The 16438-nt window shown below is 56.6% G+C and carries 17 protein-coding genes; 11 read left to right on the forward strand and 6 right to left on the reverse strand.

The window, feature by feature from the left end; all coding sequences use genetic code 11:
- The first annotated feature begins 221 nt into the window (after window positions 1-221).
- Window positions 222-2780: a type I DNA topoisomerase gene (gene topA / locus K3556_RS10415; RefSeq protein WP_260516725.1), complete on the forward strand. Its 2559-nt coding sequence runs from the start codon at window positions 222-224 to the stop codon at window positions 2778-2780.
- Between the two features lie 79 nt (window positions 2781-2859).
- Here topA and K3556_RS10420 read toward each other — a convergent pair whose 3' ends face one another.
- Window positions 2860-3372 carry a helix-turn-helix transcriptional regulator gene (locus K3556_RS10420; protein ID WP_260516726.1) on the reverse strand — a complete coding sequence of 171 codons (513 nt, stop codon included), beginning with the start codon at window positions 3370-3372 and terminating at the stop codon, window positions 2860-2862.
- Between the two features lie 37 nt (window positions 3373-3409).
- The gene (locus K3556_RS10425) at window positions 3410-3853 is read right to left on the reverse strand and encodes a PepSY domain-containing protein (protein WP_260516727.1); all 444 of its coding nucleotides are present in this window, start codon (window positions 3851-3853) and stop codon (window positions 3410-3412) included.
- A gap of 234 nt (window positions 3854-4087) precedes the next feature.
- Here K3556_RS10425 and K3556_RS10430 point away from each other — a divergent pair, with 234 nt between their 5' ends.
- A complete protein-coding gene (locus K3556_RS10430; protein ID WP_260516728.1) occupies window positions 4088-4783 on the forward strand; it encodes a CoA transferase subunit A in 696 nt (231 codons plus the stop codon).
- A 3-nt stretch (window positions 4784-4786) separates the two neighbouring features.
- On the forward strand, window positions 4787-5416 hold the full coding sequence (locus K3556_RS10435; RefSeq protein WP_260516729.1) for a 3-oxoacid CoA-transferase subunit B: 630 nt from the start codon (window positions 4787-4789) through the stop codon (window positions 5414-5416).
- 87 nt (window positions 5417-5503) lie between these two features.
- Here K3556_RS10435 and K3556_RS10440 read toward each other — a convergent pair whose 3' ends face one another.
- The gene (locus K3556_RS10440) at window positions 5504-6622 is read right to left on the reverse strand and encodes a TIGR03032 family protein (RefSeq protein ID WP_260516730.1); all 1119 of its coding nucleotides are present in this window, start codon (window positions 6620-6622) and stop codon (window positions 5504-5506) included.
- 99 nt (window positions 6623-6721) lie between these two features.
- Here K3556_RS10440 and K3556_RS10445 point away from each other — a divergent pair, with 99 nt between their 5' ends.
- From K3556_RS10445 to K3556_RS10465, 5 genes are all read left to right on the forward strand, one after another.
- Complete coding sequence (locus K3556_RS10445; protein WP_260516731.1) at window positions 6722-7222, forward strand: toxin-activating lysine-acyltransferase; 501 nt, start codon at window positions 6722-6724, stop codon at window positions 7220-7222.
- 157 nt (window positions 7223-7379) lie between these two features.
- On the forward strand, window positions 7380-8390 hold the full coding sequence (locus tag K3556_RS10450) for a Hint domain-containing protein (protein ID WP_260516732.1): 1011 nt from the start codon (window positions 7380-7382) through the stop codon (window positions 8388-8390).
- Window positions 8391-8676: 286 nt separating this feature from the next.
- Window positions 8677-9702, forward strand: a complete 1026-nt coding sequence (locus tag K3556_RS10455; RefSeq protein ID WP_260516733.1) for a YbhN family protein — start codon at window positions 8677-8679, stop codon at window positions 9700-9702.
- Window positions 9686-10999, forward strand: a complete 1314-nt coding sequence (locus K3556_RS10460) for an FAD-dependent oxidoreductase (RefSeq protein ID WP_260516734.1) — start codon at window positions 9686-9688, stop codon at window positions 10997-10999. Before K3556_RS10455 ends, K3556_RS10460 begins: the two co-directional genes overlap by 17 nt.
- 5 nt (window positions 11000-11004) lie before the next feature.
- On the forward strand, window positions 11005-11754 hold the full coding sequence (locus K3556_RS10465; RefSeq protein ID WP_260516735.1) for an SDR family oxidoreductase: 750 nt from the start codon (window positions 11005-11007) through the stop codon (window positions 11752-11754).
- A gap of 51 nt (window positions 11755-11805) precedes the next feature.
- Here the strand turns inward: K3556_RS10465 and K3556_RS10470 are convergent, their stop codons facing one another.
- From K3556_RS10470 to K3556_RS10480, 3 genes are all read right to left on the reverse strand, one after another.
- Window positions 11806-12075 (reverse strand): hypothetical protein, encoded by a 270-nt coding sequence (locus K3556_RS10470; protein WP_260516736.1) that lies wholly within the window; start codon window positions 12073-12075, stop codon window positions 11806-11808.
- A gap of 145 nt (window positions 12076-12220) precedes the next feature.
- Entirely contained in the window at window positions 12221-13696 is a 1476-nt protein-coding gene (locus K3556_RS10475) for a UbiA family prenyltransferase (RefSeq protein WP_260516737.1), read from the reverse strand.
- Complete coding sequence (locus K3556_RS10480) at window positions 13686-14519, reverse strand: lytic transglycosylase domain-containing protein (protein ID WP_409557747.1); 834 nt, start codon at window positions 14517-14519, stop codon at window positions 13686-13688. The genes K3556_RS10475 and K3556_RS10480 overlap by 11 nt, the downstream gene beginning before the upstream one ends.
- A 336-nt stretch (window positions 14520-14855) precedes the next feature.
- Here K3556_RS10480 and K3556_RS10485 point away from each other — a divergent pair, with 336 nt between their 5' ends.
- The 3 genes from K3556_RS10485 to cpaB all read left to right on the forward strand — a co-directional run bounded on the left by K3556_RS10485 (window position 14856) and on the right by cpaB (window position 16341).
- Window positions 14856-15047 (forward strand): Flp family type IVb pilin, encoded by a 192-nt coding sequence (locus K3556_RS10485; RefSeq protein ID WP_260516738.1) that lies wholly within the window; start codon window positions 14856-14858, stop codon window positions 15045-15047.
- Window positions 15048-15073: 26 nt separating this feature from the next.
- Entirely contained in the window at window positions 15074-15265 is a 192-nt protein-coding gene (locus K3556_RS10490; protein ID WP_260516738.1) for a Flp family type IVb pilin, read from the forward strand.
- Between the two features lie 239 nt (window positions 15266-15504).
- Complete coding sequence (gene cpaB / locus K3556_RS10495) at window positions 15505-16341, forward strand: Flp pilus assembly protein CpaB (RefSeq protein WP_260516739.1); 837 nt, start codon at window positions 15505-15507, stop codon at window positions 16339-16341.
- Window positions 16342-16438 lie beyond the last annotated feature (97 nt).

The following is a 16438-nucleotide window of genomic DNA, read 5'->3' on the forward strand; positions in this document are numbered from 1 at the left end:
CAACGGGGGAACCGGGTGGAAAGAGTGTTCCACGAATGTTCTTTCCGTGCAAATCGAATATATTTGCGACGGCGAAATTTCCCGCCCCCTTAAGGGGGCGCGGCGACATGGCTGCCTATATATAAAGAGGGGCCATTGACAAACCTGCCTTTCACAACCCATCTAACGCCTCCAGAAAGACCGCCTTTTTTTCATGGCGCATCTGAGTCGGAAGGAAGTTCATGCCCGTTGTCGTCGTTGAAAGCCCGGCCAAAGCCAAGACCATCAACAAATATCTTGGCTCCGATTACACGGTGCTGGCGTCTTACGGGCACGTGCGTGATCTGCCGCCAAAGGATGGTTCGGTCGACACCGACGCCGATTTCGCCATGAAATGGGAGATCGGCCGCGACAGTGCAAAGCACGTGCGCGCGATTGCGGATGCGTTGAAAGGCGATAACAACCTGATCCTCGCCACTGACCCCGACCGTGAAGGCGAAGCAATTTCATGGCATCTTGAGGAAGCCCTGCGCAAGCGGCGTGCGATCAAAAAGGACACGCCGGTCAGCCGCGTTGTGTTCAACGCGATCACAAAATCCGCCGTGACCGAAGCGATGCAGCAGCCTCGCGACGTGGACACCGATCTGGTCGAGGCATACCTCGCCCGTCGCGCGTTGGATTATTTGGTGGGCTTCAACCTGTCGCCGGTTCTGTGGCGTAAACTGCCCGGTGCGCGGTCTGCAGGTCGTGTGCAATCGGTTTGCCTGCGTCTGATCGTCGAGCGTGAGGAAGAGATCGAGGCGTTTAAAGCGCGCGAGTACTGGTCGGTTAAGGCACTGCTGCAAACGCCGCGCGGACAGGAGTTCGAGGCACGCCTGACAGTCTTGGGTGGCCAGAAGCTCGACCGTTATGACCTTGAGAACGCAACCGCCGCCGAATTGGCCGTTCAGGCGATATCGTCGCGCGATCTGTCGGTTCAGTCGGTCGAGGCGAAACCCGCGACCCGCAACCCCTCGCCGCCCTTCATGACATCGACCCTGCAACAGGAAGCCAGCCGCAAGTTCGGTTTCGGCGCGCGCCAGACCATGTCGACCGCCCAGCGCCTCTATGAGGCCGGGTACATCACCTATATGCGGACCGACGGCATCGACATGGCGCCAGAAGCCGTGACCGCCGCCCGTGACGCAATCACCGATCGCTATGGCAAAGAGTTCATCCCCGCCAGCCCGCGCATCTACAAGAACAAAGCCAAGAACGCCCAAGAAGCGCACGAATGTATCCGCCCGACGGATATGACCGTGTCCGGCAGTGATTTGGCGAAATTGGAGCCCGATCAGCGCAAGCTATATGACCTGATCTGGAAGCGGACCCTCGCCAGCCAGATGGAAAGTGCGAAGTTTGAGCGGACATCTGTGGATGTGGGTTCAAGCGACGGCCAAGTTGTGCTGCGCGCCACTGGTCAGGTTGTGGTCTTCGAAGGCTTCTTGAAAGTGTATGAAGAAGGGCGCGATGATCAGGCCGGCGATGACGACGACGACAAGCGTTTGCCCCAGATCATGGAAGGCGAAGCCGCCGAGAAAAAAGGCGTCACGCCCGAACAGCACCACACCCAACCCCCGCCCCGCTATACCGAGGCGACGCTGGTCAAACGCATGGAAGAGCTGGGCATTGGTCGCCCGTCGACCTATGCGTCGGTGATCACCACGATCCAGGATCGCGAGTACGTTCGCAAGGACAAGAACCGCCTGTTCCCTGAGGATAAAGGGCGGATCGTGACGATCTTCCTGATGAACTTCTTCCGGCAATATGTGGGCTATGAGTTCACCGCAAATCTGGAAGAAGAACTCGACGAGATTTCGGCCGGCGACATGAATTACAAAGAAGTGCTTGCGCGCTTCTGGCGTGATTTCTCGGCCGCGATTGCCGAGACATCCGAGCTGCGGATTTCTGAAGTGCTCGACAAGCTGGACGCGGCGCTTGCGCCACAGCTGTATCCGCCCCGCGAAGACGGATCGGACCCGCGCATCTGCCCGAAATGCGGCCAAGGGTCTTTGCACCTGAAAACCTCGCGCACTGGTGGGTTTGTCGGTTGCGGCAACTACCCCGAATGCACTTATACCCGCCCCATCGCTGGTGAAGGCGCTGAAGGGGACGAGCGTGTTCTGGGCGAAGATGCAGGCGACGAGATCTGGCTGAAGTCTGGCCGTTTTGGCCCCTATGTTCAGCGCGGCGAACCGACGCCTGAGAACAAAAAGCCGCCACGCGCCAGCCTGCCCAAAGGGTGGGAAAAGGACGAGATGGATCTTGAAAAGGCGTTGGTGCTTCTGTCCCTGCCCCGCGAGATCGGCGAACACCCGGAAGGTGGTATGATCAGCTCAAACTTTGGGCGGTTCGGGCCATACGTCATGCACAAGCTGCCCGACGACGCGAAACCGACCTATGCCAATCTGAAAGACCCCAACGATGTCTTTGAGATCGGCATGAACCGCGCCGTCGAGATGCTGGCCGAGAAACGCGCCAACCCCGGCGGCCGCGGCCGTGCCGCCGCCAAGCCATTGAAAGAGTTGGGCGAGCACCCTGAAGATGGTGGCCCGGTGAATGTCATGGACGGGCGTTATGGGCCTTATGTGAAATGGGAAAAGGTCAACGCGACCATTCCCAAAGACGTCGAAGCCGCCGACGTAACGATGGACATGGCCGTGGCGTTGATTGCTGAAAAAGCCGCCAAGAAAAAGCCTGCGAAAAAGAAGGCTGCCCCGAAAAAGAAAGCCGCAGCCAAGAAAAAGACGGCCGCAGGCTAAGCCTATCAAGACTGCAGCATTGTAGCGCCACCCGGTATAGCTTGTGGGGAAGTGAACGCAGCGATGCGGACATCTGGTCTCAGGCTGCGTTCTCCCTCGCATGAGTCTCTTCTGGACGTTCCAACAATTCTTCCACCAAGGCGCCAACAAGTTGAGTACGGTTTCGCACCCCGGCCTTTTTGTAGATCGCATTATTTTGCGACTTCACTGTGCCTTGACTTGTTTGTCGCGCCTCTGCGATCTCGGCGACGGTCATCCCTTTGATGGTTAACAGCGCGATATCCTGCTCGGCCTCGGTCAGCGACCACTGCGCAAACAGGGCTTGTAGCATGGCGGTAAATTCGCCCTTGGCGGCGCGCAGCAGTTTTTCCACTTCGGCGTTGCGCGCGTGAATGGCACGGTGGCTGTGCCATAACAGCACGCCACCAATGATGAACCCGATAAGGGTCGCCAATTCGACCATCTCGTGAACGATCCAACCAAAGTTCAAAAGATAGAAGCCGGTAATCTCACCGATCAGTTCCTCGGTGAAAGCCATGGCCGACAGCACGTATATTGCGATGCCAATTTTGGTAATCGTTTTTGGTTTCATGTCGGCCTCTGGCGCTGTTTTAGCGATTTAAAACGGATCAGTCGTCATCGTCTTTGTCGTCGTCCTTGTCGTCGTCTTTGTCGTCGTCGCGATCGTCGTCCTTGTCATCGTCGCGTTCGTCATCACGATCATCATCGTGGTCATCATCACGATCATCATCGTAGTCATCGTCATCATCATCATCGCGATCATCGTCGCGATCATCATCGCGGTCGTCATCATAGCGATCATTTTCCGGTTCAAACTTATCGCGCAGGATTTCGCCATTCTTGCCAAGCACGATTTCGCGCTCGCCCTTCGGCCCCTCGCCTTCTATCCGCAGATTTCCAAACAGGCTGCGCTTGATCTTGATTTCAGTATAACCCTCAGCGGTCAGCATTTCGATTACCTCATCACGCGTCGTCTGGGCGCTGACGGGCGCGGCGAGCATCGCCAGCACGACGGCTGTGACGAATGCGTTCTTGGTTTTTTGAAAGGTCATGTTGTTCTCCAATGCAGGTATGTCTGCACCCAATCTTGGGCATTATCGGGTGGACTGATATTGGACTTTGGATCATCAGGGGCGCAATCAACCAAAGTTATAGACGCCCAGCCAGAACCAGGGGGCCATTTCGACAGGTAGAAATACGCAGTGGGCCTTTATAGGCACGGGTTTCGTTGACTTTGCAACGCCTGCGCGCCAGAACACATACGAAACTGACGAGAGGGAACTTTCATGAACAAGGTATATGGCAACGCCGCCGAAGCCCTCGATGGGCTTTTGAGCGACGGGATGCTGATTGCCGCCGGGGGCTTTGGCCTGTGCGGCATTCCGGAACTGCTGATCGACGCGCTGGTCGAAAGCGGTGTTAAGGACATCACCATCGCCTCAAACAACTGTGGCGTTGATGGCTTCGGTCTTGGCAAATTGCTGGACACGAAGCAGATCAAGAAAATGATGTCGTCTTATGTGGGAGAAAACGCCGAGTTCATGCGCCAGTACCTCTCGGGCGAGCTGGAGTTGGAGTTTAACCCGCAAGGCACTTTGGCCGAGCGCATGCGCGCCGCGGGTCACGGCATTCCGGGCTTCTACACCAAGACCGGCGTCGGCACCGTGATCGCGGAAGGTAAAGACGTGAAGATCTTCAACGGCGAGGAATATATCCTTGAAGAAGGTATCTTTGCGGATCTGTCCATCGTGAAAGCATGGAAAGCGGACGAGACCGGCAACCTGATCTTCCGCAAGACCGCTCGCAACTTCAACCCACCGGCTGCCATGTGCGGCAAGACCTGTGTGGTCGAGGTGGAAGAGATCGTGCCAACCGGATCGCTGGACCCTGACGCGATCCACCTGCCCGGCATCTATGTGCATCGCATCATTCAGGGCGAGCACGAAAAGCGTATCGAACAACGCACCATTCGGGAGGCTTAAGATATGGCTTGGAACCGCAATCAAATGGCCGCCCGCGCGGCGCAGGAACTGCAAGACGGCTGGTATGTAAACCTGGGCATCGGTATTCCGACACTGGTGTCGAACTATATCCCCGAAGGTGTTCACGTCACGCTGCAATCGGAAAACGGAATGCTGGGCATGGGCCCTTTCCCGACCGAAGATGAAATCGACGCCGATTTGATCAATGCGGGCAAGCAGACCATCACCGAATTGCCCCAGACCTCGTATTTCGACAGCTCGATGAGCTTTGGTATGATCCGTGGCGGCAAGATCGCCATGGCAATCCTTGGCGCGATGGAAGTCGCGGAAAACGGCGATCTGGCCAACTGGATGATCCCCGGCAAGCTGGTCAAAGGCATGGGCGGCGCGATGGACCTTGTGGCCGGTGTTGGCCGCGTGGTCGTCGTGATGGATCACACCAATAAGCATGGCGACTCGAAAGTCTTGAAGGACTGCACGTTGCCGCTGACCGGTAAGGCGGTCGTGGATCGGATCATCACCAATCTTGGTGTTCTGGACGTGGTTGATGGCGGCTTGAAAATCGTCGAATGCGCCGAAGGCGTGACCGAAGATGAACTGCGTGCCGCGACCGAGGCAAAGATCATTAACTGATCTGGGACGACAAATGATCGAAAAGGCTCCGTTCGCGGGGCCTTTTCTTTTTAGCGCCTCGCCATCCCGGAAATGCGCACCGCGGCGTCAGATATACAGTTTGGACGGCCGAAACATCGTGTTCAGATCATCGCTGTCGACGTCCAGAACGCGCGGCTTACGTATCGAGGGCAGGACACAAACATCATAGATTTCAGACGCGGCCCCGCCCAAAACGATCTGGTGTTCCACTTCATTGGTGTCCAGATTGACGACAGATATCGAGCATTCCGGCGCGATCCCCGCATCACTTAGCCGCTGATTCAGCGGGGTTTCGTCATTGCCTTCGAAAACACCATTCTGCCGGGGCCGGGATGCACCGACCAGCGCATAGTTCTTCCAAAATGCGATGCCGCGGGTGAAACCCGGAATGAAACAAATTTTGCGATACGTGCCGGTTGATCTGTCGACTTCTCCAAATTCGCCCAAACCGCTGTTGGCCACATAAAGCCGTCCTTTATGCAGTTGAGGCGAGTGAGGCATGTGCAGATTGTCACACAGGATATCGTTGGTCTGGACGTCGATCAGCAATCCATTGCTGTCGCTCTTTGGAAAAGCCCGCCAGCCCGCGACTGTATCCGTTTTCGCAAAGCAAGTGACGTATTTCGGCGCGCCGTCTTCCAGTGCCAGACAGTTCAAATGGCAACGGTCACCGTAAGCGAAATCACTGATAAAAGGTGGTTTCCAGATCGGCTCGAAGCTCCACTTTTCGTGAAGCCTTCCGATGCAGTTAAACTGGCAGGCTATGAAGTAAACACCGCTGTCACTGACCCGCAGGTCATGCAAGTTGACATACCCCGTGGTGGTCGCACCAATTGGCGCAAAAACTGCGTCATTGCCTTGAGACATCTGGCCCTTGTCCAGAAAGTTCTCAAATCGCCAGATCTGCTTATGGCTTGCCATCCACAGCGTGCCTTTGTGCAGGCTCAACCCCATAGAGCGTGGGAAATTGGCGTCCGACAGCATGAACTGGCCAGCCTCGTCTACGCCGATCATGAACAGTTTTCCGATGTGGTATGTATTGAACGCCAGAGAGATACGGTGCTGTGTCAGCCAGCCGCGAAAGCCTTCACTGGGTCGAAGTTGAACCCGGCCCTTCGCCATCTCGTTCTGTTTCGGAAACTCTAAGTCAATTTTCGTGTTGTCATCTTCTTCGGCGTCGGTCACTTTCTGCTCCACTTCTAATCGGCGCATTGATCTTCTTATTCATTGCGCGCGGCGTCGAGGGGAAAACCCTAACTAGGTTTTGAAGTCTGAGGTTGAACGATGACAAAGAATGAAGACACAGGCGGTTTGATCGAGGTTTCGCCTCTTTACCCGAATGAGGATGTGTTGCGTGTCTTCGGTGAGCTCGCGTTTTTGACCTTCTATTCCGACCTATACGGAAACTGGTCGGCGCGCGCTATTGCAAAGGCGTTCGAGCCACCAATCTATTTGAAACAATTCAATATATATCGCGCGGGCAACGTCCCCCGCGGCCTCGTTACATGGGCCAAACTGGATACGGCAGCCGAGAAAAAACATCTTTCCGGCAACGGGCTTGATGATTTTGACGAGTGGCGGTCAGGGTCGCAGCTGTGGATTATGGACATCATGGCGCCGTGGGGGCATGGCGCTGAAATCATTGAAAACATCAAAGCAACCATTCAGGAAGACAGCGTAAAAACGCTGCGCATCCACAAAGGTCAGAAAAAGATACTGGAGTGGCATCGCAAGCCGGGCAGTAATAAATGGAAAATGCGATCAACAGTGCTATCGCAAAGTTGATGTTCTTATTGCCTTTTTCCCCTTGCCCGTTAACCGGCATTCCTAAAAAATTACATTTGCAGTATTGAATGGGTTAATGTTGCACGAAGTGTTGCGCGCTTTCTTTCGGCAGGCCAGTCGATAGAAGGTGTGTTTTAGGTAAGTCAAAGGAACTGTCATGGTCAGTCTGTCAGGACCAACAACAGCCTCGATGACTGAAGGTTTCCGCGGGACAGGTAATTTTAGTACCAGCGGCAGTGTGACCAACACCGAGCCCGGAATTTATAGTTGGTTGGCGGGTGGCTATTCGATCCTTTCCGCGCCCTCCTTTGGCACCTTAACAATCACCCAAAATACAGCCAACGGTGAAGGCGGGTATACGTGGAGCTTCGTTGTCGACAGCGACGACCCGGCTTTGGATAGTCTCGATGCCGGCCAAAGCCTTGACGTCACTTTCAACATCCGTGTCTTTGACACATCCTTCGACGGCACCAACTCGACAGTTAATGGCACGGCGGTCGTCGACACCCATCAGGTGACGATCACGATCTTTGGCGAAACCGAGGTGTGCTTTGCCCGCGGCACCGATATCCTGACCGAACACGGCCCGCGCCGGATCGAGACATTGCGCGTTGGTGATCTTGTCATGACGCGCGACAATGGTCTGCAACCCCTGCGCTGGATATCCGCCTCCAAAGTGTCGATTGACCGGCGGCGCGGCAATTCGCAAATCGAACCTATCGCGATCGCCCCGGACACATTTGCACCCGGTGTGCCTAGCAAAACACTGCGCGTTTCACCCCAGCACCGGATACTTCTGGAAGGTCCTTTCATTGATCTTCTTCTGGCTCAGGAAAAAGCCCTTGCCAGCGCAAAAAGCCTTGTGAATGGGCGCAATATCTATGAGTGCCGCGACGAGGTTGACGAGTTGGAGTACTGGCATCTGGTGCTGGATCAACACGAGATTATCTTCGCCAACAGCTGCCCCACTGAGACGCTTCACCTTGGTGATGTGGCGTTGTCCACGTTGACCGACCCGCAGATTGCTGAGCTTGATGCCATCTTCCCCGGGCTGCTCACCAGACAGGGTGATCTGGCCTATGTCGAACTGCGCGGACATGAAGGTCAAGTTGTGTCGCAAAGCTTGGCGCGGGACGCTGCCCGCACGACAGATCGCGCGCTCAGATAGCACCGTCCGACCTGCGACTGGTCCGTGTTATGCGGGCGTCCGATCAAACTGCGCCCTGACAGACCTGTTGCTGACCCGACCGTAGCCGACTTGTCGGCATCTAAAGCGTCTCGCCGTTTACCTGAGGTAGGGGAAAGGCGAGGCGCCGCGCAACATATGAACATTGTGGGCGTTTCCCGAATATCCTGTGAGTTTGGTTTTACGCGAAACGCTTTATTCCCCTCGCTTTTGCAACGAAGCTTTCATATTCTCGCCGCAATCCGCCGCCATAAGCCGGGCAATGACAATGAGCAGCGTAAGCCCCATATCATCCACCGCAGGGAAACAATCTGCGCGTAACGCAAGCCCGAACCGGCGTTTGCGCGACACGCTGGTGTTGCTTGGATTGTTCGGTCTGGTACTGGTCGGCCTGATCGGGTTGGCCGCAGCAACTGGCTGGGACGAAACACGGGCACAGCTCTCAAAACTGACTGGGATCCAGTTCATGGCACTGCTCGGGCTGAGCCTTGTGAATTACCTGTTTCGTGGTCTGAGATGGCATATCTTTGCCCGTAAACTTGGCCTCCCAACGGGACTTGTTCAGGACTTGCGCCACTTCCTTGGCGGTTTTGCCATGTCGGTGACACCGGGCCGGGTCGGCGAGCTTGTGCGGATGCGCTGGTTGAAACGCGAGACCGGTTGGGCGTTTGAGCGCACCGCGCCCTTGGTGCTGGTGGACCGGGCGTCTGATCTGTCGGCCATGGCTCTGATCCTTGGGTTGGCGTTGGCGTTTTCCGCCACCGGCATCGCGGGCGGACTGCCGGTTACCATCCTTGCGCTGATCGCCGCCTTTGCCGCCACACGGCCGCGCCTGTTGGGGTGGCTTGCCACGATGGGTCACCGCGTCACGGGGCGGTTTGCGCGCCTCTGGGCCAAAATCCGCCGCGCATCACTGTCGCTGTCTGCTTTTACATCGCCTACCCTGATGGCACTGGCCGCCCTGATCGGGGTCATCGGCTGGATCGCCGAAGGCTATGCCTTTCATCTTCTTCTGATGTGGATGGGGGCAGATATCGGCTTTGCCAAAGCCGTTGCTATTTTCGTTTTTTCAACACTCGCAGGTGGATTGACTGGCGCCCCCGGCGGCGTCGGCGGTGCCGAAGCTGCCATGATCGCCTTGTTGGCAATGGAGGGCGTGCCGTTGGAGGTCAGCCTGCCTGCCACCGCCATTATCCGCATAACAACCCTTTGGTTCGCTATCGGGCTGGGTCTTTTGATCTTCCCCGTTGCCGAACGCACATCTTTGAGAAGTACACATGGTTTGGAAAACTGACACTTACTCTGGCTGGGGCCGCGTCCTGACCGCCACTGCCGAACTGGCACGACCAGAGCGCGCGCGCAGCCTTATGGCTCTAGCGGCTGACAGCCCTGCGCCCGCAATTGGCAATTGCCGGTCCTATGGCGATGCGTCGCTGAATGACGGCGGGCGTGCCATCGACATGACGCGGATGAACCGCATCATCGACTTTGACGCAGAAACAGGCATCGTTACGGTCGAACCCGGCATCACAATCGGCGAGTTGGCGAAGGTCTTTGCCCCGCGCGGCTGGTTGCCTGCTGTCCTGCCCGGCACCGGGTTTGCCACCGTGGGCGGTTGCATTGCACAGGACGTTCACGGCAAAAATCACCACAATGAAGGCAGCTTTGGCCAGCATGTCTTGTCTGTCACGCTGTTGAATGGCGACAAGCGCACCGTCGCCACGCCTGACCGCAACGCAGGTCTGTTCCGTGCCACGATGGGCGGCATCGGCCAGACCGGCATCATTGCCGAGGCGAAGTTGCAGCTAAAGCCCTGCCCCGGCGACGTGATGATGGTCACAGAACGCCGCGCGGAAGACTGGGACGAACACCTTGCCTTGCTGGATGGCAGCCAAGCCACCTATTGCGTGGGCTGGATCGATACGACCGCCAAGGGTGCCGCTCTTGGCCGCGGCGTCATTGAAGAGGCCGAGCTGGCCGCCGGGCTGTTGCCCAAAGCCAAGCCGTCCAAAAAAATCCCGATCGATGCGCCCGGCTTCGCCCTGTCCAACCCTGTCGTGCGGATGTTCAACAACGCCTATTATCGGCGGGTGCCAACCTCTGGCCGCTCGACCGTCAAACGGATTGATGACTTCTTCTTCCCCTTGGACAAAATCCACGACTGGAACCGGCTGTATGGCAAGCGTGGGTTCTACCAGTTTCAGAACGTCGTGCCGCTGGATCAGGCGGATGCCTTGAAAGCGATGCTGGAGCTGATCGCAGGCGCGGGCCTGTCCTCGCCTCTGGCTGTTTTGAAACGTATGGGACCGGGGCGCGCAGGGTATATGAGCTTCCCGATGGAGGGTTATACCCTTGCCGTCGACTTCCCGGCGCGCGACGCGGCTGTGGACCTGATCGCGATGCTTGAAGATATGACTGTGGACGCAGGCGGTCGACTGTATCTGGCCAAAGATGCGCTAGCGACCGGGCCCGCGATCAAGGCGATGTATCCCGAACATGTCGACTGGGTGAAACAGGTCAACAAGACCGACCCGGACGGCCTGCTGCAAACCGATATGGTGCGCCGCCTGAACCTTCGCGAGGCTGGGTAAGAGATATGACAAAGACCAAACAAAACCAGTGCTGGATCATTCTGGGCGCTACGTCCTCCATGGCGCGTGCGTTTGCGCAGGCTGTGGCTGACCAAGGGGCCAGCGTTATTCTGGCGGGTCGCGATATGGAGGATCTGAAACGATCTGCCACCGATCTGTCAGCGCGTGGGGTCAATGCCGTTGCGGTAAAGTTCGACGCGCGCGACATTTCCACGTTCCGCCCCATCATTGACCGCGCAACGCGCGAAGAGGGTGTGATCAACGCTGCGGTCTTCGTGGGCTCAATGCCCTCGCAAGAGGGCATCGACGCAGACCCGTCGCTGATCGAAGGCGTCATAAAGGACAGCCACACTGGTCCGGCCACCTTCCTGACAATGCTCGCACCTGTGATCGAAGCCCGAGGCGCTGGCACGGTGATCGGCGTGGGGTCTGTCGCTGGCGACCGTGGGCGGATTGGCAATTATGTCTATGGCTCGGCCAAAGCAGGGTTTGCCACCTATCTGTCTGGGCTTCGCAATCGCCTGACCAGGGCGGGCGGCCATGTGGTCACGGTGAAGCCTGGGTTCGTCGATACGGCAATGACTTGGGGGATCGAGGGGATGTTCCTTGTCGCTTCTCCGCAGAAGGTCGCTGCTGACCTCCTGAAGGCTGTCGAAAAGCAGCGCAATGTGATCTACACGCCATTCTTCTGGCGCTATATCATGCTGATCATCCGACACATCCCCGAGTTTATCTTCAAGAAGATGTCAATCTGATCGAGAGGGTCCCCCGCCCGCGCAGGGGACCCTCTGTTCTGTCGTTTCAGCCTATTTGCCTGAAACCGACTGGCCCGGGGTTCCAGTCAGGGTCGAGCCGACATTTCCCCATCCGCCAGAACCGCCACCCGAGACGAAGCTGGCCACGCCGCCCTTGCCTTCAAGGCCAAGTGCAGCCTTCAGGGGCGAGTTATTACCACCGCCGCCTTTTTTGAGCGCGGCCGCCATGGCTTTTGCTTCTGTAGGATTGTTTTTGCCGGCCAGTGCAGGCGACGCCATAAGGGCAAGGCCAGTTACGGCGCAAATGCAAATATGTTTCATAGGTTCACTCCATTTTCTGTTGGTGGAGCGTTTACGTTTGGCCAGTGAGGCTGGATCAATCTTCGCTTAACTCACCCGATCTCTCAGCCTGACTGCATCGCCAATGGGATGCATCAGATCGGGTGGCTGTTGGCCGCTCGTCGATTCAATTTTGTATTGGCAGACCGACCCCAAACCATTCCTGCCACAGACCAGCCGCATAGAACATGATCGAGATGGTCATTAGCATCAAGCCAATGCCCCGCTTGTCCTTCATCGCAAAGACAATCGGGTCATAGTCCTGCTTGCCATGCCATCCAAGACGCACCATGCGGATCATCCACCATGCCAAAGGCAGACCTGCGACCCACATCAACCATTGGGTTTTGTAAAGCGACAGGGCTTGTTCGGTGAAGGAATACAGGAAGAAGGCAACCAGCGCCGCCGCGACGCCCAATGATGCCACGTTCAGCAGATCGGGGCGGTCCGGGCGTCCATAGCCTCGGCCCGGCAACCGCTCGTCCGAAGTGGCAAGGGTGAGCTCGGTCAGGCGCTTCACGCATCCGAGCGCAAGGAATACCGGGAAAATGAACACCAGCAAGTACCCAGAGACGTGAATGTCTGTTGCAGCAGCGCCCGCGACGACGCGTAAGGTATAAAGCGACGCCAGCACCGCGATATCCACCCAGCGCATGCGTTTCAGCTTGAGCGAATAGGCCAGCGACAGCGCCATATAAAGACTGACCACGCCAAAGAAGGCCCAGCCAAGGTAAGCCGCCACCCCCAGCGCAATCGTCGCCAAGACGAAGAACGACACCATCCCGACATGTATCGGCACCGCGCCTGACGCAAAGGGACGTTTGCATTTTTTCACATGCAGACGATCTGCTTCGAGGTCCAGAAGGTCATTGACCAGATAGATGGACGACGCCGCGGCCGAGAAGCTGATCACCCCGAGGATCGCCAGCAAAAGCGTGTTCAGATCGAATGCGTGACCTGCAATCATCGGCACGAACAACAGCACGTTCTTGACCCATTGGTGGGGCCGGAAGCTTTTCAGCACGTCTTTCATGCGCCAGCCGCCTTCGATCAAGGTGACAGGCTTGCCTTGCGCCTCCAATGCCTTAGCAGACCGTGAATCGCCCACAACCAAGGCAGCATCGGCATGGTCCCAGACAGCGCGGTCCACAGTCGCGTTGCCCGCATAGTGAAAACCGCCCTCGCCAAACGCAGCCACCAAGGCGTCGGCTTTGGCGTCGCCTTTCAAATTGGTGTGCCCGTCCGAGGCAAAAATGCGGTCGGACAGGTCGTAGTCCGATGCCAGTTGCGCCACGACACTCTGGTCCGAGGCGGAGGCCAGTATGACTTCGCGCCCCTCTGCTTGCGCCGCGCGGGCGACCTCCAAAACCTCTGGCGCGACGGGAAGCAAGTCAGTCCGCAGTGCCGCGATCTTGGCCAGTTCAGCTTTAAGCCGGGCGCGGTCGCGAAAATGCGCAAGGCTCGTTCTTATCGTTTGGATCGGATCTTTACCCAACCCGCCCCAAAAACTTTCAAACAGCATATCCGTGCGTAAAAAAGTTCCGTCGACGTCTAAAACGAACGGTTTCTTGGTAAGATTGTCGGCCATCAAATCACGATCCATTCACTGCAAATACACATCCGTCAGACAATAACTCTGGCGGGGTCAGACAAAGTCCGCGCGCAACGCGCCACGCCGCCAACACCTTCGGCACATACGCGCGTGTTTCGGCATATGGCGGCACGCCGCCATTGTCTTTGACCGCATTCTCGCCCGCATTATAGCCCGCAAGCGCAAGGATAGGGTCACCTTGGAAAAAGGTCATGAGCCAGTTCAGATAGGCCACACCGCCCTTGATATTCTGCGAGGGGTCGTTGCTGTCTTCCACACCGAAACGGGCGGCGGTATCGGGTATTAACTGCATAAGCCCCTGCGCACCCGCGTGGCTTTCCACATCTACACGCCCGCCGCTTTCCACCGATATCAAGGCCAGCACCAGCGCAGGTGACACCGGAGTGCCAATCGTCGCCTTCAGAATATCAGTGCCGTGAACCTGCGCTATGGACTGCAAATGTTGCAGTCGGGGTTGCGACATCCCCTCCTGTGTTTCCAGCAGATCGAGCGCTACACGCACATTGGCCGGGCCGGCCTTATCCAGACGCGGCGATACAGCAGCCCAGAACCAATCCCATTCTGATGGCGCAAGTGCGGGCGCAGCGGCCGCAGCGCCGACATCCTCGACCGCCGCTGGCGCTGGTACTTTTGGCGCAAGCGCTGCCGCCTGAGCCGCGGGGTCAATCTGAATGGTGATCCGCTTGGCGCCTGCTTTCGGAACGGTCATACGCTTGAAGGTAAAGTCTGGAAAGGGCGCTGGCGTGGTGTCCGCCTGCGCCTGCCCCCCCATAACAAGGGTCAGAAATACGCTTATGATCACGAAGCGCCGCATTTGCGGTTCACTGCCCTGCCTCGAATTGTTTTCCTGTTTGTCGCAGATTTGGTCAACAAGGGCCAGTTTTACCTTGTATTGTTCGCAAAATTTGCAGACACACGCGCAGTGAAGTCACGGCGTAGAAAAAATTTCATACTTTTTAATCCTTTAATTTCTGATGCTTGGCATCAAAAAGAATTAAAAAATCGTTAAGCCAGAAAAGGTACGAAACCTGCCCAACTCTCGCCCCAATCAAAGGGCTTATTAGCTCTCATGCCAAGCAGCGCTGCGGACGGCAAGAGTTCAGGCGCCAAGGTGAAAGAAACGAAACAACACCTTTCGGAGTGACACAAAATGAAACTGTATAACCTGATCAAGACTTTCCAAGCTGACGAAGACGGCGCTGTAACTGTGGACTGGGTCGTTCTGACCGCAGCCATCGTGGGCCTCGGCATCGCAGTACTAACCTCGGTCTCAGGCGGCACCACGTCGCTGGCCGGTAAGATTTCGTCATCGCTGTCGGCGATGTCGATCATGAGCCACTAACTTAACTATTATTTGGAGTAACGAAAATGAAACTGTATAACCTGATCAAGACTTTCCAAGCTGACGAAGACGGCGCTGTAACTGTAGACTGGGTCGTCCTTACCGCAGCTATCGTGGGCCTCGGCATCGCGGTTCTGACTTCGGTCTCGGGCGGCACAACGTCGCTGGCTGGCAAAATCTCGTCCTCGCTGTCGGCGATGTCGATCATGAGCCACTAAGCAATCGCTTGATTGTTTGAAATTCGGGGAAACCGCGCCATTATGGCGCGGTTTTTTCTTGCCGCTTATATGTGCTTTCAATTAACTTTTTGAATGCCACTGGAAATTGTTGCCGTTTCCTGTGAAATTCACCCTAAATTCACGCTTTATGCTTCAAATTGCCTCAATTCGCATTGACATATAAGTGAGGTAGGTGGTGTGTGATGCCTTTGGCGTCCCGTTGTGGGAAAGGAACTTAAATGCGTTTGCTCTTCGGACTGGTTCTGATCATAGGCGTTGGCCTGGCTGGCTTTGCGGTCTATTTGGCCAAAGACTATATCGGTGCGTTTCAAACACAACTTGATGCGGAACGCGCGGCTCGTGCCAGCATTGTTCCGACCGTCGACGTTTTTGTTGTGAATAGCGAAATGCGATATGGCCAGCAGCTGACAGCAGACGATATTCGTGCAGTCAAATGGCCAGAGAACGCAATTCCAGCGGGCACCTTCTCTACAATCGAAGACATTTTCCCAGATGGCGAAAAGAAATTCCGCACTGTCCTGCGCGCGATGGAGAAGGATGAAGCCCTGCTAGAGATCAAGGTGACCAAACCTGGCGCAGACGCCGGCGTGTCTTCACGCCTTGCGGATGGCATGCGCGCATTTGCCATCAGTGTTGATGTCAGCTCGGGCGTGTCAGGCTTCCTGCGACCCGAAGACCGTATCGATATTTATTGGACCGGACGTGGTGTCGATGAACTGGGAGCGGGACAAGCGGTCACCAAACTGATCCTTGCCAACGTGCATATTATCGCGATTGACCAGATTGCAGATACAGATCGCACAGGACCAACAATCGCCCGAACAGTTACGGTTGAAGTGACACCCCGGCAGGTTGCTGCCTTGGCCCAAGCGCAGTCAAGCGGCCGGTTATCCTTGGCTTTGGTCGGCTCTCAGGATCAGTCAGTTACGTCGGCTGTAGAAGTTGACCAGGGCGAGATCATGGGCGAAGTCGTCGGGCCGCGCGAAGAGATCTGCACCGTGCGAACACGACGCGGCGGAGAGATCATCGAGACCCAAATCGCCTGCCCCGAGTGACGCCAACCGCCAACGGGGTAGGCCTTTGACCTTGGACTGTTGCGACTTATCCACATGAAGCCGGCCGACCAAGGTATTGATTCTTGCATTTTTTCGA

This window comes from Aliiroseovarius sp. M344, assembly GCF_025140835.1.
Classification (GTDB): domain Bacteria; phylum Pseudomonadota; class Alphaproteobacteria; order Rhodobacterales; family Rhodobacteraceae; genus Aliiroseovarius.